Origin of the sequence: Streptomyces sp. NPDC093065 (assembly GCF_044754585.1) — a bacterium.
GTDB lineage: Bacteria > Actinomycetota > Actinomycetes > Streptomycetales > Streptomycetaceae > Streptomyces.
On record NZ_JBIVPJ010000010.1, the window covers coordinates 44208 to 67126 of the forward strand.

Annotated in this window: 22 protein-coding genes and 1 riboswitch; of the genes, 9 read left to right on the plus strand and 13 right to left on the minus strand. The window is 71.8% G+C overall.

Annotated features, from left to right (window positions below; all coding sequences use genetic code 11):
* Nucleotides 1-3: 3 nt before the first annotated feature.
* The gene (locus tag ACIQFU_RS18960) at nucleotides 4-450 is read right to left on the minus strand and encodes a DUF4190 domain-containing protein (RefSeq protein WP_402552857.1); all 447 of its coding nucleotides are present in this window, start codon (nucleotides 448-450) and stop codon (nucleotides 4-6) included.
* A 58-nt stretch (nucleotides 451-508) separates the two neighbouring features.
* The gene (locus ACIQFU_RS18965; protein ID WP_402552859.1) at nucleotides 509-1174 is read right to left on the minus strand and encodes a DUF4190 domain-containing protein; all 666 of its coding nucleotides are present in this window, start codon (nucleotides 1172-1174) and stop codon (nucleotides 509-511) included.
* Between the two features lie 158 nt (nucleotides 1175-1332).
* Between ACIQFU_RS18965 and ACIQFU_RS18970 the strand changes: the two genes are divergently transcribed.
* From ACIQFU_RS18970 to ACIQFU_RS18980, 3 genes are all read left to right on the plus strand, one after another.
* Complete coding sequence (locus ACIQFU_RS18970) at nucleotides 1333-2394, plus strand: adenosine deaminase (RefSeq protein ID WP_402552861.1); 1062 nt, start codon at nucleotides 1333-1335, stop codon at nucleotides 2392-2394.
* A 14-nt stretch (nucleotides 2395-2408) separates the two neighbouring features.
* Nucleotides 2409-3125, plus strand: coding sequence for a glycerophosphodiester phosphodiesterase (locus tag ACIQFU_RS18975; RefSeq protein ID WP_402552862.1), 717 nt, complete (start codon nucleotides 2409-2411; stop codon nucleotides 3123-3125).
* Between the two features lie 156 nt (nucleotides 3126-3281).
* Complete coding sequence (locus tag ACIQFU_RS18980; protein WP_402552863.1) at nucleotides 3282-4451, plus strand: serine hydrolase domain-containing protein; 1170 nt, start codon at nucleotides 3282-3284, stop codon at nucleotides 4449-4451.
* A 16-nt stretch (nucleotides 4452-4467) separates the two neighbouring features.
* Here the strand turns inward: ACIQFU_RS18980 and ACIQFU_RS18985 are convergent, their stop codons facing one another.
* The 3 genes from ACIQFU_RS18985 to ACIQFU_RS18995 form a co-directional block, all read right to left on the minus strand.
* A complete protein-coding gene (locus ACIQFU_RS18985; RefSeq protein WP_402552865.1) occupies nucleotides 4468-5010 on the minus strand; it encodes an HXXEE domain-containing protein in 543 nt (180 codons plus the stop codon).
* Between the two features lie 12 nt (nucleotides 5011-5022).
* Nucleotides 5023-6213: a spermidine/putrescine ABC transporter substrate-binding protein gene (locus ACIQFU_RS18990; RefSeq protein WP_402552867.1), complete on the minus strand. Its 1191-nt coding sequence runs from the start codon at nucleotides 6211-6213 to the stop codon at nucleotides 5023-5025.
* A 166-nt stretch (nucleotides 6214-6379) separates the two neighbouring features.
* The gene (locus tag ACIQFU_RS18995) at nucleotides 6380-7819 is read right to left on the minus strand and encodes a gamma-aminobutyraldehyde dehydrogenase (RefSeq protein WP_402552868.1); all 1440 of its coding nucleotides are present in this window, start codon (nucleotides 7817-7819) and stop codon (nucleotides 6380-6382) included.
* A 165-nt stretch (nucleotides 7820-7984) separates the two neighbouring features.
* On the opposite strand from ACIQFU_RS18995, the gene ACIQFU_RS19000 reads away from it, so the two are divergent.
* From ACIQFU_RS19000 to ACIQFU_RS19025, 6 genes are all read left to right on the plus strand, one after another.
* Complete coding sequence (locus ACIQFU_RS19000) at nucleotides 7985-8500, plus strand: Lrp/AsnC family transcriptional regulator (RefSeq protein ID WP_402552869.1); 516 nt, start codon at nucleotides 7985-7987, stop codon at nucleotides 8498-8500.
* 2 nt (nucleotides 8501-8502) lie between these two features.
* Nucleotides 8503-9876: an aspartate aminotransferase family protein gene (locus ACIQFU_RS19005; RefSeq protein WP_402552871.1), complete on the plus strand. Its 1374-nt coding sequence runs from the start codon at nucleotides 8503-8505 to the stop codon at nucleotides 9874-9876.
* A gap of 193 nt (nucleotides 9877-10069) precedes the next feature.
* Nucleotides 10070-10846, plus strand: coding sequence for an ABC transporter ATP-binding protein (locus ACIQFU_RS19010; RefSeq protein WP_402552873.1), 777 nt, complete (start codon nucleotides 10070-10072; stop codon nucleotides 10844-10846).
* Nucleotides 10828-12222, plus strand: coding sequence for a hypothetical protein (locus ACIQFU_RS19015; RefSeq protein ID WP_402552875.1), 1395 nt, complete (start codon nucleotides 10828-10830; stop codon nucleotides 12220-12222). The genes ACIQFU_RS19010 and ACIQFU_RS19015 overlap by 19 nt, the downstream gene beginning before the upstream one ends.
* A gap of 131 nt (nucleotides 12223-12353) precedes the next feature.
* A complete protein-coding gene (locus ACIQFU_RS19020) occupies nucleotides 12354-12761 on the plus strand; it encodes a VOC family protein (RefSeq protein ID WP_402552877.1) in 408 nt (135 codons plus the stop codon).
* A gap of 240 nt (nucleotides 12762-13001) precedes the next feature.
* Nucleotides 13002-13706, plus strand: a complete 705-nt coding sequence (locus ACIQFU_RS19025; RefSeq protein ID WP_402552879.1) for an LAETG motif-containing sortase-dependent surface protein — start codon at nucleotides 13002-13004, stop codon at nucleotides 13704-13706.
* 78 nt (nucleotides 13707-13784) lie between these two features.
* Here ACIQFU_RS19025 and ACIQFU_RS19030 read toward each other — a convergent pair whose 3' ends face one another.
* From ACIQFU_RS19030 to pyrH, 8 genes are all read right to left on the minus strand, one after another.
* On the minus strand, nucleotides 13785-14585 hold the full coding sequence (locus ACIQFU_RS19030) for a maleylpyruvate isomerase N-terminal domain-containing protein (protein WP_402552881.1): 801 nt from the start codon (nucleotides 14583-14585) through the stop codon (nucleotides 13785-13787).
* 23 nt (nucleotides 14586-14608) lie between these two features.
* The gene (locus tag ACIQFU_RS19035; protein WP_402553115.1) at nucleotides 14609-15637 is read right to left on the minus strand and encodes an ABC transporter ATP-binding protein; all 1029 of its coding nucleotides are present in this window, start codon (nucleotides 15635-15637) and stop codon (nucleotides 14609-14611) included.
* A 19-nt stretch (nucleotides 15638-15656) separates the two neighbouring features.
* The gene (locus ACIQFU_RS19040; protein WP_402552883.1) at nucleotides 15657-17351 is read right to left on the minus strand and encodes an ABC transporter permease; all 1695 of its coding nucleotides are present in this window, start codon (nucleotides 17349-17351) and stop codon (nucleotides 15657-15659) included.
* Nucleotides 17327-18421: a thiamine ABC transporter substrate binding subunit gene (locus ACIQFU_RS19045; RefSeq protein WP_402552884.1), complete on the minus strand. Its 1095-nt coding sequence runs from the start codon at nucleotides 18419-18421 to the stop codon at nucleotides 17327-17329. Before ACIQFU_RS19045 ends, ACIQFU_RS19040 begins: the two co-directional genes overlap by 25 nt.
* A gap of 79 nt (nucleotides 18422-18500) precedes the next feature.
* A riboswitch (TPP riboswitch) is annotated at nucleotides 18501-18606 on the minus strand.
* 50 nt (nucleotides 18607-18656) lie between these two features.
* Nucleotides 18657-19769: a 23S rRNA (adenine(2503)-C(2))-methyltransferase RlmN gene (gene rlmN / locus ACIQFU_RS19050; RefSeq protein WP_402552886.1), complete on the minus strand. Its 1113-nt coding sequence runs from the start codon at nucleotides 19767-19769 to the stop codon at nucleotides 18657-18659.
* A gap of 298 nt (nucleotides 19770-20067) precedes the next feature.
* Nucleotides 20068-21114 (minus strand): phosphatidate cytidylyltransferase, encoded by a 1047-nt coding sequence (locus ACIQFU_RS19055; protein ID WP_402552888.1) that lies wholly within the window; start codon nucleotides 21112-21114, stop codon nucleotides 20068-20070.
* A 128-nt stretch (nucleotides 21115-21242) separates the two neighbouring features.
* Nucleotides 21243-21800: a ribosome recycling factor gene (gene frr / locus ACIQFU_RS19060; protein ID WP_402552890.1), complete on the minus strand. Its 558-nt coding sequence runs from the start codon at nucleotides 21798-21800 to the stop codon at nucleotides 21243-21245.
* Between the two features lie 179 nt (nucleotides 21801-21979).
* Nucleotides 21980-22738, minus strand: a complete 759-nt coding sequence (gene pyrH, locus ACIQFU_RS19065) for a UMP kinase (protein WP_388777669.1) — start codon at nucleotides 22736-22738, stop codon at nucleotides 21980-21982.
* Nucleotides 22739-22919 lie beyond the last annotated feature (181 nt).

Genomic DNA, 22919 nt, shown 5'->3' on the forward strand with positions numbered 1-22919 from the left:
GGCTCAGGCGATGCTCATCAGGCTCGCGAAGGCGAGGAAGCCGAGCAGCGGCAGGATCACGGTGGCCGTGATGCCGAGCACGAGACCGGCGGTCGCGGAGCCCTTGTTGGTGGCCTCGCCCCGGGTCGCCTTCCCCCGGCCGATCGCGCCGAAGATGATCCCGAGGATGCCCAGGATCACGCCGAAGAACCAGAGGAAGAAGGTCAGGCTGCACACCACGCCGATGATGCCGAGGACCAGTCCCGTGGTGCCCATGCCGTTGCTCGGCTGCATCGGCATGCCGTAGCCCGCGCCCTGCGGGTAGCCCACGGGCGGGGCGGCCGGGTAGGACGCCGCCTGGTTCGGGTAGCCGTAGCCGGGTGCGGACTGCGGGTGGGCGTAGCCCCCGGCGGGCGGCTGACCGGGCTGCGGCGGCCCGTAGCCCCCGGGCCCGGGATTGGTGTGCGACATGAACTGCTCTCCCCTCGTTGGAACTTGACATCGTAGAGGCAACGCTTCGGGGAGGAGCTCAGCTTTCCGCCGTCACGGAGACCGGCACGGGGCGCGCGGAGCCGTAGTAGGGGTCGTCGTAGTCCGACTCCTCGTTGATCGCGGCGGTGATGCCGATGGCGACCAGCACGATCACGGCGACGCCGAGGACGATGCCGACGATGCCCATGACGAAACCGGCCTGCGCCTGCCCGTGGTTGGTGGCCAGGCCGCTCTCCGCCTTCCGGCGGCCCTTGACGCCGAAGACCAGGGCGAGGACGCCGAGCACCACGGAGACCACGCCGTACAGGCAGAACAGGGCGCAGGCGAGGATGCCCAGCACCATCGACGCGGTACCCAGCCCGTTCTGCGGGGCCATCGGCATGCCGGGCCAGCCGTAGCCCTGGCCGTACCCGGGGTAGCCGTACCCGACCGGGACACCGGCGCCGTCGGGCGCGACCGGCGGGGGCGGCACCGCGGAGTCGGGGGCGGCGTAGCCGGCGCCCGGCATCGAGGTGACCGTGGCCTGGTCGTGCACGCCGGGCGGCGGCTGCCAGGGAGGCGGCGCGTCGGCGACGGGCGGCCGGGGCGGCTCCTGCGCCGGTCCGGGCCCGGCGCCCTTGTCCAGCGACGGCCCGCTCTGAGGGGGCGCCCAGGGGTCGTGATCACCGGCGGAGTCCCCGTCCGGTCGTATCTCGTCCGTCATGCCTCGTCCCCCCGGGGTCGTTCGTGCCCGCCATGCTACGGTCCCCGGCCGCCGGCCGTGCGAGCGGCCTACGATGATCCCCGAACGACCGATCAGCCGATCACCCGCGTCCCACCGCCGCCGCGCGCGGCCCGGGGCGCCGCCCCGGGGAGGAACCCATGACCGAGCACCTCGTCGACCCCGACGTCCCGCGCGACCTGCACGCCTTCATCGCCGGACTGCCGAAGGCCGAACTGCACGTCCACCACGTCGGCTCCGCCTCCCCGCGCATCGTCTCCGAACTGGCCGCGCGCCACGCCGACTCCAAGGTCCCCACCGACCCCGAGGCCCTGGCCGACTACTTCACCTTCACGGACTTCGCGCACTTCATCGACGTCTATCTGTCCGTGGTCGACCTGATCCGCACCCCGGAGGACGTCCGGCTGCTCACCTTCGAGGTGGCCCGGGACATGGCCCGGCAGCAGGTGCGGTACGCCGAGCTGACCATCACGCCGTTCTCCTCCACCCGGCGCGGCATCGACGAGGGTGCCTTCATGGACGCGATCGAGGACGCCCGCAAGGCGGCGGAGGCCGAGTTCGGGACCGTGCTGCGCTGGTGCTTCGACATCCCGGGCGAGGCCGGTCTGGAGTCGGCCGAGGAGACGGCGCGGCTGGCCACCGACGACCGGCTGCGCCCGGAGGGCCTGGTCTCCTTCGGGCTCGGCGGGCCCGAGATCGGGGTGGCCCGCCCGCAGTTCAAGCCGTACTTCGACCGGGCGATCGCCGCGGGCCTGCACTCGGTGCCGCACGCCGGCGAGACCACGGGACCGCAGACCGTGTGGGACGCCCTCACCGACCTGCGCGCCGAACGCATCGGGCACGGCACCAGCTCGGCGCAGGACCCGAAGCTCCTCGCCCACCTCGCCGAGCGGCGCATCCCGCTGGAGGTGTGCCCGACCTCGAACATCGCCACCCGTGCGGTGCGCGCCCTGGACGAGCACCCGGTCAAGGAGTTCACCCGCGCCGGAGTGCTGGTGACGATCAACTCCGACGACCCACCGATGTTCGGCACCGACCTCAACAACGAGTACGCCGTCGCCGCCCGGCTCCTCGGCCTCGACGAGCGGGGCCTGGCCGCCCTGGCGAAGAACGGGGTCGAGGCGTCGTTCCTCGACGCGCGGGGCAAGGCCGGGATCATCGACGAGATCGACACGTACACCGCCGCCTGGCTCGCCTCCTGAGAGTTGCCACCACCATGGACACCCAGCGCGCCCTGACCGCCGTCGCCCACCGCGGCGACCCCTACCGGCACCGCGAGAACACGATCGTCTCGCTGCGGTCCGCCCTGGACCGCGGCGCGGACGCGGTCGAGACCGACGTCCGCCTCACCCGGGACGGCGTTCCGGTGCTGCTGCACGACGAGACGCTGAAGCGCCTGTGGCAGCACGACCGGCCGCTGCGCTCCCTGTCCGCCGAGGAGGTGCGCGGGCTGACGGCGGGCGGGGTGCCGACGCTGGCCGAGGCGCTGGCCGCGACCGGGGACAGCCGGCTGATGCTGGACCTGCCGGGCGGGCCGGACGAGCGGGCGGTACGGCGCATCGTGGACGTGGTCCGCGAGTGCGGGGCGCGGGACCGCGTGTACTACACGGCGGGCGCCGCCGCCATGCTCGCCGTGCGGGCCGCCGACCCCGCCGCCGAGATCGCCATGACCTGGACGACGGCGGCCCCGCCCCGGCCCGCGCTGCTGGCGGCGGTCCGGCCGAGGTGGCTCAACTACCGGTTCGGGCTGGTGAACCGGGCGCTGGCCGAGCGCGTCCACGCCGACGGTCTGCTGCTGTCCGTCTGGACCCCGGACACCCGCCGCACCATGCGCCGGCTGCGCGCCCTGGGCGTCGACTCGATCACCACCAACCGCATCGACACCCTGCGCGCGCTGCGCGACACCGGCGGAGCCGGCGCCTCGGCCCCGTAGGGGACGCCCCGCACAACTCCGGTTCCCGGTAGGGGAGTTCCCCGAGCCCGGTTACGGGGCGGGCACCCTACTCACCGACGATCCGCCAGGAGGCGCGGCGTACAAGGATGATCAACGATCCTTCCGCCGCAACCGCCTTCACCCCGGGAGCCGTCGATGCGTGTCCGTACCCACTCCGTTCTCGCCGCCTCGGTCGTCCTGGCCCTGGCCGCCGGCCCGTTGGCGGCTCCCGCCTTCGCCGCGCCGCCCGCCCCGCCCGCCCCGGCCGCCGCCTCCGTCGGTCGGGACGGGCCGAACGGGGAAGCGCTGCGTGCGGCCCTCGACGGGCTGCCGAACCAGTACGCCACCGCCGCCCTCGTGCGGGTCGGCACCACGGGCGGCGACTGGCACGGCAGCGCGGGGGTGCGCGACCTGGCCAGTGGCCGGCCGGCGCACCCGGACGCCCGCTTCCGCGCCGGTTCGATCACGAAGGTCGTCACCGCGGCCACCGTCCTGCGCCTCGCCGCGCAGGACGAGATCGACCTGGACGCACCGGTCCAGGGATACCTCCCCGATCTGTTCACGCCGGACTTCGATCAGCCGATCAGCGTGCGCCGGCTGCTGAACCACACCAGCGGCATCAAGCCGGGCGACGGATTCGGCGACGACTTCGCGGAGGTGTACGCGCACCGGTACGAGACCCTCACCCCCCAAGAGGTCGCGGCGTCGGCGATCGCCAAGGGGCCGGAGGACTTCGCCCCGGGGACACGGCAGCAGTACCTGAACATCAACTACACGATCCTCGGCCTGCTGATCGAGAAGGTCACGGGACGCTCGTACGCCGCCGAGGCCACGCGTCTCGTCCTGCGCCCGGCCGGCATGCACCACACGTACTTCCCGGGCACCGATCCCCGCATCCGGGGCCCGCACAACCGGGGCTACCAGACGGTGGAGCGGCCGGACGGCACGACGCGGCTGGTCGACGTGACCGAGTGGAACCAGGCGGACCGCTGGGCGGCGGGCGACATGATCTCCACCACCGCCGACCTGGAGAAGCTGCTCACGAAGCTGTTCCGGGGAAAGATCGTGCCGCAGCCCGAGCTGGAGGAGATGTTCACGACTCCGGCGGGCGTTCCGGGCGCGGACCGCAGCGCCGGCCTGGAGTGCCGGGAGGTCGGCGGCCAGGTCTTCTGGGGCAAGTCGGGCTCCCGCTACGGCTACAGCGCCGTCGTCGCCGGCACCCGCGACCTGAGCCGCACGCTGGTCTACTCGGTCAACTCCACGGACGCCAAGAGCGCGGGGCCGAAGCCGGTCGCCGACGCGATCGCCGCGGCCGCGCTGCAGTAGCCGTCCCCGTGCGCCGTCAGGTCTTCGTAAGCCGCCGCGCCACCGTGTGCGCCGCGACCGTCGCCGCCCCCGCGAAGCCCAGGCCCAGGGCGAGGGCCCGCGGGCGGGTGGCGCGCAGGACCCCGGCGCGGCGCAGGCGCCGGCGGGCCCAGAGGGCGAAGGGGACGACGATCAGGGGCGAGGTGGCCGACCCGGGCGTGTAGCCGCGGACCAGCCCCGCCTGGACGAGGTGGACCAGGCCGTGCAGGCCGAAGGCGTTCAGCGCGGTCTGGTACGTGGCCGAGCGGCCGCCGGTCAGCCGTCCCGCGACGGAGGCGGCGGCCACGACCGCGGCCATCGCGCCGACCGCCGCGGCGAACTCCCGCCCCTCGACGGACCCGGCCCGCCGCCACACGGTCTCCGGCACGGCCGGGTACCGCTCGTGCAGGGCGGGGAGGTTGCGCCGCCACCAGCCCGGCACGGTCGCCAGCTCCTCGATGTCGTGCAGGGCCCAGGCGGCCAGCAGGCCCAGCGTGACCGCGCCCCCGACCGCTTGTTCATCACCCGGTGAATTCAACACGTGATCAGTCTGCTACACGCCGACGATCCCGTTCCACCGCTTCGCGAATTCCGCCCGCTCCCCCGCCGCGATGTCCCGCGCGATGGCGAGCCGCCCGCGCATCGCCGCGTCCGGGAAGATCAGCGGGTCCTCGGCCAGGGCGGCGGTCTCCTCGTCGTCGGAGGAGGCGAGCACGTCCCGGGCGGCGGGGACCGGGCAGACGTAGTTGACCCAGGCGGCCAGCTCGGCGGCGACCTCGGGCCGGTAGTAGTGGTCGATCAGCCGCTCGGCGTTGGCCTTGTGGCGGGCCAGGTCGGGGATCATGAGGGACTCCGCCCACAGTTCGGCGCCCTCCTCCGGCACGACGAACTCGATGTCCGGGTCGTCCGCCTGGAGCTGGATCACGTCACCGGAGTAGGCCTGGCAGGCGAGGACGTCGCCGCTGGAGAGGTCCTTGATGTAGTCGTTGCCGGTGAAGCGGCGGATCTGCCCCTTGGCGACCTGCTTCTCCACCTGGTCGCAGATCAGGTGGAAGTCGTCCGTCCGCCAGTCGGTGATGTCCACGCCGTTGCCCTGCATCAGCAGCGCGAAGGCCTCGTCCATGCCGGACAGCAGCGTGACGCGGCCCTTGAGGTCGGCGGCCCACAGGTCGGAGACGTGCCGGATCTCCCGGCCGAGCCTGCGCCGGTTGTAGGCGATCCCGGTGATGCCCGACTGCCAGGGCACGGTGAACTTCCGGCCGGGGTCGAAGGCGGGCGAACGGAGCAGCGGGTCCAGGTACTTGGTGACGTTCGGCTGGTGGGAGCGGTCCATCTCCTGGACCCAGCCCAGCCGTACGAACCGTCCGCACATCCAGTCGCTGATGACGATCAGGTCGCGGTCGGTGGGCTGGTGGTTCATCAGGGAGGGGCTGATCTTGCCGAAGAACTCGTCGTTGTCGTTGATCTCCTCGATGTAGTCGACGGAGATGCCCGTCTCCTTCCGGAACGCCTCCAGCGTGGGCCGCCGGCTGGGGTGCTCGTCGTCGGTGTCGATGTAGAGCGGCCAGTTGGCCCAGATCAGCCGGCGTTCGGCGGCGGACCGGTCGGTGGCGGCGCGGTCGCCCGGGGCGACGTACGCGGCGGGGACACCGCAGCCGGCCAGGGCGCCGAGCCCGGCGGATCCGCCCAGGCCGCGCAGCAGGGTACGACGGGAGAGCGGGGGCGTCTTCGGGAGCAGGAGCATGGCACGAGGATCCCGTCCCGTGCCCACCGGGACAATCGACGCTGCGTCGAGCGGGTCCGGCCAGGCCCGACACCCTGTCGAGCGCCGGGAGTTCAGGCGTACGCACCGCGGCCCCGGACACAGGCGCACGCCTGCGTCCGGGGCCGCACACCCGCGTACGGGACGGTCACCCGTCCAGCGACGTCATCACGTGCTTGATCCGCGTGTAGTCGTCGAAGCCGTAGCCCGACAGATCCTTGCCGTAGCCGGACTTCTTGAAGCCGCCGTGCGGCATCTCGGCGACCAGCGGGATGTGGGTGTTGATCCACACGCAGCCGAAGTCCAGCCTCCTGGACATCCGCATCGCGCGCCCGTGGTCCTTGGTCCACACCGAGGAGGCCAGCGCGTACTCCACGCCGTTGGCCCACTCGACGGCCTGGTCCTCGTCGCGGAAGGACTGGACGGTGATGACCGGACCGAAGACCTCCTGCTGGATGATCTCGTCGTCCTGCTTGAGGCCGGAGACGACGGTCGCGGCGTAGAAGTAGCCCTTGTCGCCGACCCGGTGGCCGCCCGCCTCGACCTTGGCGTGCGCGGGCAGCCGCTCGATGAACCCGGAGACCTGCTTCAGCTGGTTCGGGTTGTTCAGCGGGCCGTAGAGCACGTCCTCGTCGTCCGGCTGACCGGTCTTGATCTCGGACGCGGCCTTGGCGAGCGCGCTGACGAACTCGTCGTGGACCGACTCGTGCACCAGCACGCGGGTGGCGGCGGTGCAGTCCTGCCCGGCGTTGAAGTAGCCCGCCTCCGAGATGCCCTCGACGGCCTTGGGGATGTCGGTGTCCTCGAAGACGACGACCGGGGCCTTGCCGCCCAGCTCCAGGTGGACCCGCTTGAGGTCCTTCGACGCCGACTCGGCGACCGACATGCCGGCCCGCACCGAACCGGTGATGGAGGCCATCGCCGGGGTCGGGTGCTCGACCATCAGGCGGCCGGTGTCGCGGTCGCCGCAGACGACGTTGAAGACGCCCTTGGGCACGATCGAGCCGATGATGTCGGCCATCAGGGCCGTGGAGGCGGGTGTGGTGTCCGAGGGCTTGAGGACGACCGTGTTGCCCGCGGCGAGCGCCGGGGCGAACTTCCACACGGCCATCATCATCGGGTAGTTCCACGGCGCGACCTGCGCGCAGACCCCGATGGGCTCGCGGCGCACGAAGGAGGTCAGTCCCTCCATGTACTCGCCGGCGCCGCGGCCCTCCAGCATCCGCGCCGCGCCCGCGAAGAAGCGGATCTGGTCGACCATCGGCGGGATCTCCTCGGAGCGGGTCAGCCCGATCGGCTTACCCGTGTTCTCCACCTCGGCCGCGATCAGCTCCTCGGCCCGCTCCTCGAACGCGTCCGCGATCTTCAGCAGGGCCTTCTGCCGCTCGGCCGGGACCAGGTCCCGCCAGGCCGGGAAGGCCGCCGCGGCGGCCGCCATCGCGGCGTCCACGTCCGCCTGCCCGGACAGGGGGGCGGTCGCGTACGCCTCGCCCGTGGCGGGGTTGACCACTTCCGTGGTCCGTCCGTCGGCGGCGTCCCGGAACTCACCGTCGATGTAATTGCGCAGACGACGCAGCTCGGTGCTCACTGCCGGCCCTCCAAGTTCGGGTGTCCATTGACTGAGACACCCACCCTAGACGGAGTGCCGACGTTTTCAACACCCCCACTCCCCTCAGGGATGCGATATCCGCAGTTTGAAGCGACTCAGACAACGAATTTCATCGATACGACCTTGCGAAACTGTCGATACGTCGTGCACAGTGAAGCCGTGGCCAGTCGAAGCGCAGACCAGAAGGACTCCCGCGAGTCCAGGAACGGCGGTCCCCGGTTGGACGCCGTCTCCCTCGCCATCATCGAGCAGCTCCAGGAGGACGGCCGCCGGCCGTACGCCGCCATCGGCAAGGCCGTGGGCCTGTCGGAGGCGGCCGTGCGCCAGCGCGTCCAGAAGCTGCTCGACCAGGGCGTGATGCAGATCGTCGCCGTCACGGACCCGCTCACCGTGGGGTTCCGGCGCCAGGCGATGGTCGGCGTCAATGTCGAGGGCGACGTGGAGTCCGTCGCCGAGGCGCTGTCGGCCATGTCCGAGTGCGAGTACGTGGTGATGACCGCGGGCTCCTTCGACCTGATGGTGGAGGTCGTCTGCGAGGACGACGACCACCTCCTGGAGGTCATCAACCGACGCATCCGGGCCGTGCCCGGCGTGCGCTCCACCGAGAGCTTCGTCTATCTCAAGCTCAAGAAGCAGACCTATATGTGGGGAACCCGATAATCGTGAGCACCGACAGCCCCAAGGACCTCAGCCGCACCGCGTACGACCACCTGTGGATGCACTTCACCCGCATGTCGTCGTACGAGAACGCCCCCGTCCCCACCATCGTCCGCGGTGAGGGCACCCACATCTACGACGACAAGGGCAGGCGCTACCTCGACGGTCTCGCCGGCCTGTTCGTGGTCCAGGCCGGACACGGCCGCACGGAGCTGGCCGAGGCCGCCGCCAAGCAGGCGCAGGAGCTGGCCTTCTTCCCGGTCTGGTCCTACGCCCACCCCAAGGCCGTCGAGCTGGCCGAGCGCCTGGCGAACGAGGCTCCCGGCGACCTCAACAAGGTCTTCTTCACCACCGGCGGCGGCGAGGCGGTCGAGACCGCCTGGAAGCTCGCCAAGCAGTACTTCAAGCTGACCGGCAAGCCCACCAAGTACAAGGTGATCTCCCGCGCGGTGGCCTACCACGGCACCCCGCAGGGCGCCCTGTCCATCACCGGCCTGCCCGCCCTCAAGGCCCCCTTCGAGCCGCTGGTCCCCGGCGCGCACAAGGTGCCGAACACCAACATCTACCGCGCCCCGCTCTTCGGCGACGACCCCGAGGCCTTCGGCCGCTGGGCCGCCGACCAGATCGAGCAGCAGATCCTCTTCGAGGGCCCGGACACGGTCGCGGCGGTCTTCCTGGAGCCGGTGCAGAACGCGGGCGGCTGCTTCCCGCCCCCGCCCGGCTACTTCCAGCGGGTGCGCGAGATCTGCGACCGGTACGACGTGCTGCTCGTCTCGGACGAGGTCATCTGCGCCTTCGGCCGCCTCGGCACGACCTTCGCCTGCGACAAGTTCGGCTACGTCCCGGACATGATCACCTGCGCCAAGGGCATGACCTCGGGCTACTCCCCGATCGGCGCCTGCATCGTCTCCGACCGCCTGGCCGAGCCGTTCTACAAGGGCGACAACACCTTCCTGCACGGCTACACCTTCGGCGGCCACCCGGTCTCCGCCGCGGTCGGCGTCGCCAACCTGGACCTGTTCGAGCGCGAGGGCCTCAACCAGCACGTGCTGGACAACGAGGGCGCCTTCCGCGCCACCCTGGAGAAGCTGCACGACCTGCCGATCGTCGGCGACGTCCGCGGCAACGGCTTCTTCTACGGCATCGAGCTGGTCAAGGACAAGGCCACCAAGGAGTCCTTCGACGAGGAGGAGACCGAGCGGGTCCTGTACGGCTTCCTTTCCAGGAAGCTCTTCGAGAACGGCCTGTACTGCCGGGCCGACGACCGCGGCGACCCGGTCATCCAGCTCGCCCCGCCGCTGATCTCCAACCAGGAGACCTTCGACGAGATCGAGCAGATCCTGCGCGCCACGCTGACGGAGGCGTGGACGAAGCTCTGATCATCCTCTCAGAGGATCATCACCGGCCCCGGCGCCGCCCGTTCGAGTGAGACACGGCGGCCCGGGGCCTCGTGCTGTCCGGGCTCCGCGCGGGGACTGCTTAGCGTGCCCAGTGACCGATCGGCCCCGTCTTCGTTCCCCCGGAAGGGGGACAAGACCGGGGAAATACGGATCAGAACCGAGGTGTACGCCCATGGAGGCCCCGCCGGACAACGACGTGCTCTGGGCCCGCGCCCTGCACTTCCAGCACCACGACGGCTCCCCCGCGCTGCAAGGCGTGTCGCTCGGTGTGCGCGAGGGCGAGATCCTCGCCGTGAGCGGACCCCGCGGCAGCGGCAAGACCACACTGCTGCGGTGCCTGTCCGGACTGGTCAAGCCGCAGGACGGCGAGGTGTGGTTCAACAGCGTGCCGGTGCACACCATGGGGCCCATCAGCCGCGAACGGCTGCGCCGCGACCGCTTCGGCTGGATCGATCCGGCCCCGGCGCTCGTCCCGGAGCTCAACGCCTGGGAGAACGCCGCGCTCCCCCTCATGCTGCGCGGCACCGGCCGGCGCCGGGCCAAGAGCGCCGCCCTGGACTGGCTGGACCGCCTCGACGTCGGCGACAAGGCGCGCAGGCGCCCGCACGAACTCCGGCAGGCCGAGCGGCAGCGCGTCTGCATCGCCCGCGCGCTCGCCGTCGCCCCGGCGGTCCTCTTCGCCGACGAGCCGACGGCCCCCCTGCACCGCGCCGACCGCGCCCAGGTGCTGCGAACGCTCACCACGGCGGCCCGCTCGCACGGCATCACCGTCCTGCTCGCCACGCACGACGCGCAGACCGCCGCCCTGGCGGACCGCGCGGTGGCGCTCCTGGACGGACGACGGGTACGGACCGTGCACCTCCCCCCGCTCGCCGAGACCACGGTGGCCACGGGTGCCGCCGGGACTCCCGGAACGGAAGGCCGGGCGGCGTGCTCGCTCTCCGCCTGACCCGCACCGCCCACCTCGCCGTCCACCTGCGCCGCCTGCTGGTCGCGGTGGCCTCGGCGGGCACGGGCTTCCTGCTGCTGTGCGCCCTCGGCCACGCGCTGAGCCACCCGGACGCGCCCGGCGCCTCCGCCCTCCGCCTGGCCTGGTGCACGGCGCCGCTGGCCGCCACGGTGTACCTCGCGGTCGCCGTGGCCCGCACCGATCCCGGTACCCGGCCCCGCTCGGGACTGTCGGCGATCGGCCTGGGTCCGGGCCGCCTGATGGCCGTGTCGGCGACGACCACGGCCCTGTCCGCCGCGCTCGGTTCGGCGGCGGCCCTGTTCCTCTTCCTGCACCTGCGCGGTGACCTGACGGGCGGGCGGCCCTCCGGCCGCGTGTCGGCCGACGCCCTGGCCGTCGGCCAGTCCCTGCCCGCCCCGGCCGTCCTGACCCTGCTGGTCCTCGTGCCGGCCTTCGCGTCGGCCGCGGTGGCCCACACACTGCGCCCCCGCGACCCCCGCCCCGCCCCGACCACCGCCCCCCGCGGCTACGGCCGCTTCGGCGCCTACGGCTGGGGCAAGGCCCGCGAAACCTTCGGCGCCTACGGCCGCTTCGGCTCCCGCACGGCCCAGCCCGCTGCCGCCGCCGCTGCTCCTGCGGGCAGTCGTGCCGCTGGGGAGGCACGGGTGGGCGCGGGCGGCGCCCTGCGAACGCAGGCCAGTGCTCCCCAGCCCCCAGCCCCGCCGGACGGCGCCACGCAGACGCCGGACACGCCGGACACGCGGCCCGGGCCGACCCCCCGCCCCCAGAACACCACCAGCCTTCCCTGGGGCATCGCCGTACTCGCCGCAGGCCTCACCGTCGAGACCTACACCGGCAACGCCTCCACCGCCCCCGCCCCGGGCACCGTCCCCTCCGCCGGCGTCCTGATCGGCTGGGTCCTCACCGCCCTGGGCCTCGCCCTCGCAGGCCCCGGCCTGACCCACCTGTGCGGCCGCCTGCTCCAGGCCGTCCGCCCCGGCGCCCTGCGCCTCCTCGCCGGCCGCGTCCTCATGGAGGAGTCCCACCGCGTCGGCCGCCCCCTCGGCGTCGTGGCCGCCGTCGCCGCCGCGGCCTACGTGGCCGCCACGGTGTACGACGGCGACGGATGGGCGTTCGGCCCGCTCGCCACCCTGGGCGCCCTCCTCGTGGCCGGCTGCACGGTGGCCACCCTCCTCACCGCCGCCGTCGCCGCCAAACACGCCCGCGCCGACACCACCGACGCCCTCCTGCGCCTCGGCGCGCCCCCGGCGACCCTGCGCGGCGCCGCCGCCGTGCGTGCCGCCGCCCTGCTCGCCCTGTTCGGTCCGCTGACGCTGGTCGTCGCGGTACTGGCGGCGCTGCCGCTGGATCACTGAGCCGCGGAAGTCCTTCGGAGAAAGTCCGCGGACCTGCGATGAGTTCCGGGGCCCCCTCCCGTCTACCTCTTCGAACGCCACGACACACGAACCGCACGGCAACGGCGGCACGTCAAACGGGAGAGGCCCCCATGTACCAGCAGATGATCTTCGTGAACCTGGCCACCAACGACCTCGACGCCTCCAAGAGGTTCTTCACGGGGCTGGGCTGGGAGCTCAACGCCCAGTTCAGCGACGACAGCACCGCCTCGTTCCCGGTGAGTGACACCATCGTCGTGATGGTGCACACGCCGCAGAAGTACCTCCAGTTCACCAAGAAGGAGATCGCGGACTCGACGAAGTCCAGCGAGGTGCTGATCGCGCTGAGCGCCGAGAGCCGCGAGAAGGTCGACGAGCTGGTGGACAAGGCGGTCGCGGCCGGCGGCTCGGTCTCCGGCGAGACCCAGGACCACGGCTTCATGTACGGCCGGGCCTTCGACGACGTCGACGGTCACACCTTCGAGGTCGTGTGGATGGACCCGGCGGCGGTCGAGGGCTGATCCGCGCGGGCGGGGGAGTCCGGAATCGCCGTGGTTGGCCGGATCGAGAAGGTGTCCAAGGCGCTGAAACGTGTCGGCGGTTAATAAGACGGCAAAGTCAACGTCCCTGAGCGGCATATGCGTTGACACTTCTTACGCCCCGCTTATAGACCAGTGAGGCTCATGGGTGTGCTGATGCCGCGTCATCGAGCGTCGGCACCCTCACCACCCCCCGCATCCGCGCTCCCGTAAAGGACAAACGTGGCAGCCCTGTCCATAATCAGCCGTACGGCATCCCGCCGTGGCGTCCGCGCCCTCGGCGTCGTCGCCGCCTCCGCGGCCCTGGCGCTCAGCGCCTCCGGCACCGCCCTCGCCTGCAACATCGGCGAGTTCTCCGCCGAAGCCAAGTGCGACGGCGACAACGGTGTCATCACCGTCACCGACGTGGACCCCGCCGGTATCCCGGCCACCATCACCGTCTACCTCAAGGACGGCGACAAGCAGGTCGGCCAGCAGACGGTCAAGGGCTCCAGGAACGGCACCACCGTCTCCTTCCCCGTGGACTGGCAGCCGAACACGGAGTACCGCGTCCACGTCAAGGCCGACCGGTACGTCGACGAGGACATCAAGCCGAACGTCACGACCCCGTCGACCCCCTGCAAGACCGAGGACACCCCGACCCCGACCCCGTCGGAGCCCTCCTCGACCCCGTCCGACGAGACGGAGTCCCCGGCGCCCGAGCCATCCACCTCGGCTCCCGCGCCGTCACAGCCGGAGAGCAGCGCGCCGGCCGCCGCCCCGAGCGACAACGCCCCGTCGCCTGCGGCCGGTGACTCCAACCTCGCCGAGACCGGTGCCAACTCCAACACCGGCATGATCGCCGGTATCGCGGCGGCCCTGGTCGTCGTCGGTGGCGGCGCCGTCTTCTTCGGCCTGCGCCGTCGCGGAGCGAACAGCAACAGCTGACGCCCGCACACCGGTTCACGTCCACCGGTGCACGCACAGCGGTGGCCCGTCCCGTTCCCGGGGCGGGCCACCGTCGTGTCAACCGAACGTCGCCTTTTCCAGCCAGAGTTCGAGCGGCTTGCGGTCACCGAGCACCTCGAGTCCCGGGGCGTCCAGCGGCAGTCGGCCGTAGAAGGACATCAGTACGTCCGTGAGCGGGCCGCGCAGTGCCACGGTCGCCTTCTCGTGGCCGCGCCGCCAGGCGATGCCCTCGTCGGGCAGTTCGACCAACCACTCGGCGTTCAGCCCGGCCGGGGCGTCGGTGGCGTGCAGGTGGATGCTGCTGCCCGGGGCGCGCAGTTCGTTCGCCGCCGCCCCGGGCAGGGCCCGCTGCACGAACCGTACGATGTCCAGCCACTCGTCGACCGCGTCGGCCGCCACCTCGGGCGCCACCGGCTGGAGGGGCAGACCCGCCGCCAGGGCCGCGTCCGCCCCGTGGACGACCAGCTCGTGGGTCATCCGCCGCGCCCAGAACCCCGCCGTGTCGGTGCCGGCCCACGACCAGGCACGCGCGCGCGGTCCGGCCTCGCGCAGCGCACCGACGACCACCTCGCCCGACTCCGCCAGCCACGCGTCCAGCGCCGCCGCGTCCCCGGTCGTCGCGGGACCCCGGGCGCCCGGCGCCCGGTCCACCGGCACGTCCTCCTCGGCGCGGGTGGCGACGATCAGCCCCGTCCAGCGCAGGGCCCGGCCCACGTGGCGTACCAGGTCCTCCAGGCTCCAGTCCGGGCAGGTCGGCACGGTGGCGGACAGATCGGCACCGGACGCGACCACGGCCCCGAGCCGGCCCACCTGGCGGACGATTTCGTCGCAGTACCGGTCGTGCGCGAGGAGTGCCATGCCGTCACCCTACGAGCGGACGATCACCCGAGCACCACAGTTTCGGCCGCGTCGAACTCCACCCCGACCGCGTCCCCGACCTCCGGCGCGTCCCGCAGCGCGCAGGCCGCCTCCAGGCGGGGCGCGTCCTGCGGCTGGAGGTGGACGGCGACGTGCGTGCCGCGGAAGGTACGGGCGGTGACCGTGCAGCACAGGCCCTCGCCGACGGGGACGACGCGGACCCCGGCCGGCCGCACCAGCACCGTTCTCGTGCCCTGCGGGGCGTCCTCGGGGAGCGGTACCTTGCCCCACGGGGTGTCAGCGGCCTGCCCGGTGACGGACGCCTCGGCCACGTTGTCGAAGCCGAGGAAGCGGGCCACGAAGGCGTTCACCGGCCGCTGCCACACCTCCAGGGGTGTCCCGGACTGGGCGATCCGCCCGTCGCGCATCACCACGACCCGGTCGGCGAGCGCGAAGGCCTCGCCCTGGTCGTGCGTGACGGCCAGCACCGTGGTGCCCAACCGGCCGAACAGCTCCCGCAGTTCGACCACGAGGCGCTCCCGCAGCGAGCGGTCGAGCTGGCCGAGCGGCTCGTCCAGCATCAGCAGCCGGGGCCGGGGCGCGAGGGCGCGGGCCAGCGCCACCCGCTGCTGCTCGCCGCCGGAGAGCGCGGCGACGGACCGGCGGTCGGCGCCCGGCAGCCCGACCAGCTCCAGCAACTCCCCCACCCGCTCGTGCTGCTCGGCCCGGGACGCGCCGCGCATTCGCGGCCCGAAGGCGATGTTTCCGGCCACGTCCCGCTGCGGGAACAGCTGGTGGTCCTGGAACATCAGCCCGACTTCGCGCCTGTGCGCGGGCACTCCCGTCTGGTCCCGTCCGTCCAGCGTCACCCGTCCGGCGTCCAGCGGCTGGAGTCCGGCGACCGCCCGCAGCAGCGTCGACTTGCCGCTGCCGCTGGGCCCGAGCACGCACACCACCTCGTGCTCGGCGACCCCCAGGTCGACGTCGTCGAGCACGGCCCGCCCGCCGAAGCGGACGGTGGCGCCTTCGAGGCTCAGCAGGCTCGGCGGCACGGGCGGCATGGGCGGCATGTCAGAACTCCCCGCTCCGGTCGGTCCGCAGCCGCTCCAGCACCACCAGGGCCACCGCGCACACCAGCATCAGAATCGTCGAAAGGGCCATCGCCTGGCCGTAGTTCATGTCCCCGGGCCGGCCGAGGAGCCGCGCCACGGCGACCGGCAGCGTCGGGTTGTCGGGCCGTGCGATGAAGACGGTCGCGCCGAACTCCCCCAGCGAGACCGCGAAGGCGAACCCGGCAGCGACCAGGAGCGCCCGCCGCACCATCGGCAGGTCGACTTCGCGCCACACCCGCCAGGGCGACGCGCCGAGTACCGCCGCCGCCTCCCGCAGCCGCCCGTCCACCGCCCGCAGCACCGGCAGCATGGTCCGTACGACGAAGGGGACGCCCACCAGTGCCTGCGCGAGCGGCACCAGGATCCAGGAGGATCTGAGATCCAGCGGGGGCTCGTCCAGCGCGATCAGGAAACCGAAGCCGACCGTCACGGCCGACACCCCGAGCGGCAGCATCAGAAGCGCGTCGAAGCCGCGCACGAAGCGGCCCGCGTCGCGCCGGGTGAGGGCGGTCGCGGCCAGCGCGCCGATCACCACGGCGATGGCGGTGGCGGCGACGGCGTACTGGAGGGAGTTGCCGATCGCCTCGATCGGCGGGACGAGGAAGGTGCCGCCGTCCTCGCGGGTCAGCGCCCGGTAGTAGCCGAAGCCGGACGCGCCCAGCGACCGCTGGACCAGCACCGCGAGCGGCAGCACCAGCAGGACGACGATGACGGCCAGGACCCCGGCGAGCAGCGTGCACTGCCCGGCTCCGCGCGGCCGGCGCGCGGTCGTGGCCGCGTCCACGAGCCGCAGGGCCGTCTCGCGCCGCCGCACCGTCCAGGCGTGTACGGCGAGGACGGCGGCGACGGCGGCGAACTGGATCAGCGTCAGCACGGCGGCCGTGGACAGGTCGAAGACCTGGGAGGTCTGGCGGTAGATCTCCACCTCCAGGGTGGAGAAGGTGGGCCCGCCGAGGATCTGGACGACGCCGAAGGAGGTGAAGGTGAACAGGAAGACCATCAGCGCGGCGGCGGCCACGGCGGGCGCCAGCGCGGGCAGCGTCACCTGCCGCCAGGCCCGCAGCCGCGAGGCGCCGAGCATCCGAGCGGCCTCCTCCTGCCGCGGGTCGAGCTGCGCCCAGAGGCCGCCGACGGTGCGGACGACCACGGCGTAGTTGAAGAAGACGTGCGCGAGCAGGATCGCCCACACCGTGGTGTCCAGGCGCAGGCCCCACAGCTCGTCCAGCAGCCCGCCGCGCCCGACCAGGGCCAGGAACGCCGTGCCGACGACGACCGTCGGCAGCACGAACGGGACGGTCACCACGGCCCGCAGCACCTGCTTGCCGGGGAAGTCGAAGCGGGCGAAGACGTACGCGCCGGGCAGCGCGATCAGCAGCGTGAGCGCGGTGGACGCCAGCGCCTGCCAGGTGGTGAACCACAGGACGTGCCGCACGTCGGACTGCGCGAGCACGTCCCCGATCCGGCCGAGCTGCCAGACCCCGTCGATCTCGAGGCCGCGCGCGACGATGGCGGCGACGGGGTAGGCGAAGAACACCGCGAAGAACGCGACGGGCACGGCCATGAGGCCGAGCCGCACCGCGCTCCCGCGCGCGCTCCGCGTCCGCTTCACCGCCTGCTCGCCTGCTCGGCTCACTTCAGTACGAGCGAGGTCCACGACTTGACCCACTGGTCACGGTTGTCGGCGATCTTCGCGGGGGCCAGGGTCTCGGGGTCCTTGGCCTGCGGCCCGAACTTCGTGAACGCCTCGGGAATCTTCGCGCCCTCCCGCACCGGGTAGACGAACATGTTCAGCGGCATGTCCTCCTGGAAGGTCCTGCCCAGCAGGAAGTCGAGGAGGGCCTTGCCGCCCTCGGGGTTCCTGGCGTTGCTGAGCAGGCCCGCGTACTCGACCTGCCGGAAGCAGGTGCCGTCGGCGACGCCGGTCGGCGCGGTCTTCGGCTGCGGGTCGGCGTAGATGACCTCGGCGGGCGGGGAGGAGGCGTAGGAGACGACGAGCGGGCGGTCGCCTCCCGCCTTCTTGCCGCCGGACGAGCCGGAGAACTCCTCGTTGTACGCCTGCTCCCAGCTGTCGACGACCTTGACGCCGTTCGCCTTGAGCTTCTTCCAGTAGCCCTCCCAGCCCCCGTCGCCGTACTTGGCGGCAGTGCCGAGCAGGAAGCCGAGACCCGGCGAGGAGCTGCCCGCGTTCTCGGTGACGAGGAGATTCTCGTACTCGGGTTTGGCGAGGTCGTCGTAGGACTTGGGCGGGGTCAGCCCGTGCTTGTCGAAGTACGCCTTGTCGTAGTTGACGCAGATGTCGCCGGTGTCGACGGGCGTGACCCGGTGCTTGTCCTGGTCGGCCCGGTACTCGGGCAGGACCTGGTCGGCGCCCTTCGCCTCGTACGGCTGGAACAGGCCGTTGTCGAGGGCGCGGGAGAGCAGGGTGTTGTCGACGCCGAAGAAGACGTCGCCCTGCGGGTTGTCCTTGGTGAGGACGGCCTTGTTGACGGCCTGCCCGGCGTCGCCGTCCTCCAGGACCTTGACCTTGTAGCCCGACTCCTTCTCGAAGGCCGCGATGACGTCCTTGGACGCGGCCCACGAGTCGTGGCTGACGAGGGTCACGGTCTTGGAGCCGCCGGAGCCGCTGCCCCCGCCGGCGTCGTCGGACGACGATCCGCAGGCGGCCAGCGTGCCGACCATGCCGAGCCCGAGGGCCAGGACACTGACCTTCTTGGTGATGCTCACTGAATTCCTCCTGGGTGACCAGGAGAAGACGCGGCCCTGCCCGGAACCCCTGGCGAGGGTCCCGGGCAGGGCGCAACAGCTCGAGTGGTGACCGATCTCCCTACCCAGAATGACCTGGGCCAGGTTCGGAGGGTCTGCGGCCGGTGCCGCACTCTCAGCGCTGTGGCGCTCCCCTGTCGGAATATGAAGATGTGATGGCTATGACGATGTACTTCCGGTACTGCCGCCGGCCAGGTTACCGCTCGCTCGCGGCGAGCTGACCACACGCCCCGTCGATCTCCTGCCCACGGGTGTCCCGGATCGTCACCGGCACACCGTGCGCCGCGATCGCCTCGACGAACGCCTTCTCGTCCTCGGGCCGGGACGCGGTCCACTTGGAGCCGGGGGTGGGGTTGAGCGGGATCAGGTTGACGTGCACGGGCCTGCCCTTGAGCAGCCGCCCGAGACGGTCACCGCGCCAGGCCTGGTCGTTGATGTCGCGGATCAGGGCGTACTCGATGGACAGCCGGCGCCCGGACTTCGCCGCGTACTCGAACCCGGCGTCCAGCACCTCGCGCACCTTCCACCGCGTGTTGACGGGGACGAGGGTGTCGCGCAGCTCGTCGTCGGGGGCGTGCAGGGAGATGGCGAGGCGGCACTTGAAGCCCTCGCCGGTGAAGCGGTGGATCGCCGGGACGAGGCCGACCGTGGAGACGGTGATGCCGCGCTGGGAGAGCCCGAGACCGTCCGGCTCGGGGTCGGTGAGGCGGCGGATGGAGCCGACGACGCGGTTGTAGTTGGCGAGGGGCTCGCCCATGCCCATGAACACGATGTTGCTGAGCCGCGCGGGGCCTCCCGGGACCTCGCCGTCCCTGAGCGCCCGCATGCCGTCCACGATCTGGTGCACGATCTCGGCGGTCGACAGGTTCCGGTCCAGGCCGGCCTGGCCGGTGGCGCAGAACGGGCAGTTCATGCCGCAGCCGGCCTGGGAGCTGATGCACATGGTCACCCGGTCCGGGTAGCGCATGAGCACGGACTCGACCAGCGTCCCGTCGAACAGCTTCCACAGGGTTTTGCGGGTGGTCCCCTGGTCGGTCGACAGGTGCCGCACGACCGTCATCAGCTCGGGCAGCAGCGCCTCCCGCAGCTCCTGGCGCGAGCCGGCGGGGATGTCGGTCCACTGCTCGGGGTCGTGCGCGTACCGGGCGAAGTAGTGCTGCGAGAGCTGCTTCGCGCGAAACGGCTTCTCACCGATCGCGGCGACAGCTTCCTTGCGCTCGGCAGGCGTGAGATCGGCAAGGTGCCGCGGCGGCCGCTTCGCTCCGCGGGGTGCGGCAAAGGTCAGCTCACCGGGGGCTGGACGGGCCACGGTCGGACAACTCCTCATGACGGCGGGCCTGTGGCAACCCCCCACGTCTGCGGGGACAACGGCAGGGCCGTGCCGGAGCCAGGAGACCTCACGGGGACACCCCCGCAACGGCGGGGACACACGGAAGGGCCCGCAGCAGACGCCGCAGGCCCTTTCCATGCTACCGGATGACTGTCAACCCGATCCGACGAAGATCACCAACAACAGCCACGCCACCGGCGCCGTCGGCAGCAGCGAGTCCAGGCGGTCCATGCTGTATCGATTCGCGGCTACCGCCGCGTGGCGCCACGGCCTGCACTCACCCGGATCCGACAAAGACGACCAGCAGGAGCCACGCCACCGGCGCCGTCGGCAGCAGCGAGTCCAGGCGGTCCATGATGCCGCCGTGACCCGGCAGGAGGGTGCCCATGTCCTTGATGCCGAGGTCGCGCTTGATCATGGACTCGCCGAGGTCGCCAAGGGTGGCGCTGACGGCGACCGCGAGGCCGAGCAGCAGGCCCTGCCACCAGGTGCCGTCGTCGATGAGGAACTGCGTGCACAGCGCGCCCGCCGCCATCGCGAACGCCACCGCGCCCAGCAGGCCCTCGCGGGTCTTGCCGGGGCTGATGCGCGGGGCGAGCTTCTTCTTGCCGAAGCGCCAGCCGACGGCGTAGGCGCCGGTGTCGCTGACGACCGTCAGTATCAGGAAGACCAGCACGCGCCAGGCACCGTCGTCCGCCGCCAGCATCATGGCGACGAACGTGGCCAGGAACGGCACGTAGAACGCGGCGAACAGGCCCGCGGTGACGTCCCTGAGGTAGCCCTCGGGCGGTTCCGTCATCCGCCAGACGAGGACCGCGAGCGCCGTGAGCGCCATGGCGATCCACGCGCCCTCGGCGCCGCGCGCATAGCCGGCGACCACCATCGCCGCGCCACCGATGGCGAGCGGCACGAGGGGCGCCTTGATGCCCTTGCGCTCCTCCAGCCGCTTGGTCAGCTCCCACAGGCCCACCACGACGGCGACCACGATCACGCCGACGAAGACCGCCTTGACGACGAACAGCGACGCGATGATCACCACGCCGAGGCCGACGCCGACCCCTATCGCGGCCCCCAGGTCGCGCCCCGCGCTCTTCTTCTGCGGCGGCTGGGGCTGCGCCGGCTGCGGGGCGTCGGGCATGGGCTCCGGATTCTGCGGCACCGCCGCATACGGCTGCGCCGACGGGTTCTGGTCGCGATACGGCTCCTCGCGACCGGGCTGGTCGTGGAACGGCTCGTCCCGGAACAAGGGACCGCTCAGCCGAGCGGTCCCCTGGTCGTCGTCCTGGTCTCCGCCGTGTTCGGGTACGTCGGGCACGATGGGCATGGGGCGAGTCTGCTGCGCGTAGTGCGCATCGTACGCGGGACCCGCCGGGCCGGCGCCCTGGACGGGTCCCTGGTCGGACGGCCCCCAGTACCCGGCTTGTGGCGGCGCTCCCCAGGAAGAGTCGTTCATCAGACCTCGAGCAGCTCCGCTTCCTTGTGCTTCAGGAGCTCGTCCACCTGTGCGACGTACTTGGCGGTGGTGTCGTCGAGCTCCTTCTCCGCACGGCGGCCCTCGTCCTCGCCGACGTCGCCGTCCTTGACCATCTTGTCGATGGCGTCCTTGGCCTTGCGGCGCACGGAGCGGATCGAGACCTTGGCGTCCTCGCCCTTGGCCTTGGCGACCTTGATGTACTCCCGGCGGCGCTCCTCGGTCAGCTCGGGGAACACCACCCGGATGATGTTGCCGTCGTTGCTCGGGTTGACGCCCAGGTCGGAGTCGCGGATCGCCTGCTCGATGTTGCGCAGGGCGCTCTTGTCGAAGGGGGTCACCACGGCCATGCGCGGCTCGGGCACGGAGAAAGAGGCCAGCTGGTTGATCGGCGTCAGCGCACCGTAGTAGTCGGCCACGATCTTGTTGAACATCGCCGGGTGCGCACGGCCGGTGCGGATCGCGGCGAAGTCCTCCTTGGCGACCACGACGGCCTTCTCCATCTTCTCCTCGGCCTCGAGGAGGGTCTCTTCGATCACCACTTGCTCCTGCGTGTCTTGAGTAGGCCCGGCTGCGGTTCCCCTGCGGGGCGGCGGCCGGCTGCGTCGCGTTCTTCCTGCACGGTTCCCGACCGGCGGGACATTGTCCATCCCCCGGCCCGGTCCCGTCCCGTCCGTCCCCCGGACAGGTGGCGTCCGCGGACGGGGGTGTTCTCCGGTCAGTCCCGGCTGCCCTGGTCACCCACAAGCGTGCCGATCTTCTCACCCTTGACGGCGCGGGCGATATTGCCCTCCTTCAACAGCTCGAAGACCACGATGGGGAGACTGTTGTCGCGGCAGAGGGTGACGGCCGTGGCGTCGGCGACCTTCAGGTCGCGGGTGATGACCTCGCCGTAGCCGAGCGCGTCGAACTTCACGGCGTCCGGATTGGTCTTGGGGTCGGAGTCGTAGACCCCGTCCACGCCGTTCTTGCCCATGAGCAGGGCCTCGGCGTCGATCTCGAGGGCGCGCTGGGCGGCGGTGGTGTCGGTGGAGAAGTAGGGCATGCCCATCCCGGCGCCGAAGATGACCACGCGCCCCTTCTCCAGGTGGCGCACCGCGCGCAGCGGGATGTAGGGCTCGGCGACCTGGCCCATGGTGATGGCGGTCTGCACACGGCAGTCGACGCCCTCCTTCTCCAGGAAGTCCTGGAGGGCCAGGCAGTTCATCACGGTGCCGAGCATGCCCATGTAGTCGGAGCGGGCGCGGTCCATGCCGCGCACCTGCAGCTCGGCGCCGCGGAAGAAGTTGCCGCCGCCGATGACGATCGCGATCTCGGCGCCGTCCCGGACGACGGCCGCGATCTCGCGGGCGATGGCGTGCACCACGTCGGGGTCGACGCCCAGGCCCCCACCGCCGGAGAAGGCCTCTCCGGACAGCTTCAGCATGAAGCGGCCGCGTACTTTGCCGTCGTCGCTCTTCTCGGCCTTGGTGGTCATGGAGATCTCGCCTCTTTTACGTGGGTCACACACACGAAGAAGGCCACTGCCGGTGGGGGCGTGTTTCGCATCCCATACGCGGCAATGGCCTCCTCGTCAGATCTGCTGTCGTCCGCCGCCACGCGCGCGTACGCAACGGCATACGCGAACGGCGCCGACGACTGCTGTCGACCCTACCGGG

Excerpts from the sequence above, each read along its gene's own strand:
- pyrH (WP_388777669.1), bottom strand. The coding sequence starts at position 22,738 with ATGACCACCAAGGCCGAGAAGAGCGACGACGGCAAAGTACGCGGCCGC.
- ACIQFU_RS18975 (WP_402552862.1), top strand. The coding sequence starts at position 2,409 with ATGGACACCCAGCGCGCCCTGACCGCCGTCGCCCACCGCGGCGACCCC.
- ACIQFU_RS19030 (WP_402552881.1), bottom strand. The coding sequence starts at position 14,585 with ATGGCACTCCTCGCGCACGACCGGTACTGCGACGAAATCGTCCGCCAG.
- ACIQFU_RS18970 (WP_402552861.1), top strand. The coding sequence starts at position 1,333 with ATGACCGAGCACCTCGTCGACCCCGACGTCCCGCGCGACCTGCACGCC.
- ACIQFU_RS18990 (WP_402552867.1), bottom strand. The coding sequence starts at position 6,213 with ATGCTCCTGCTCCCGAAGACGCCCCCGCTCTCCCGTCGTACCCTGCTG.
- ACIQFU_RS18980 (WP_402552863.1), top strand. The coding sequence starts at position 3,282 with ATGCGTGTCCGTACCCACTCCGTTCTCGCCGCCTCGGTCGTCCTGGCC.
- ACIQFU_RS19010 (WP_402552873.1), top strand. The coding sequence starts at position 10,070 with ATGGAGGCCCCGCCGGACAACGACGTGCTCTGGGCCCGCGCCCTGCAC.
- ACIQFU_RS18965 (WP_402552859.1), bottom strand. The coding sequence starts at position 1,174 with ATGACGGACGAGATACGACCGGACGGGGACTCCGCCGGTGATCACGAC.
- ACIQFU_RS19055 (WP_402552888.1), bottom strand. The coding sequence starts at position 21,114 with ATGCCCATCGTGCCCGACGTACCCGAACACGGCGGAGACCAGGACGAC.
- ACIQFU_RS18960 (WP_402552857.1), bottom strand. The coding sequence starts at position 450 with ATGTCGCACACCAATCCCGGGCCCGGGGGCTACGGGCCGCCGCAGCCC.
- ACIQFU_RS19020 (WP_402552877.1), top strand. The coding sequence starts at position 12,354 with ATGTACCAGCAGATGATCTTCGTGAACCTGGCCACCAACGACCTCGAC.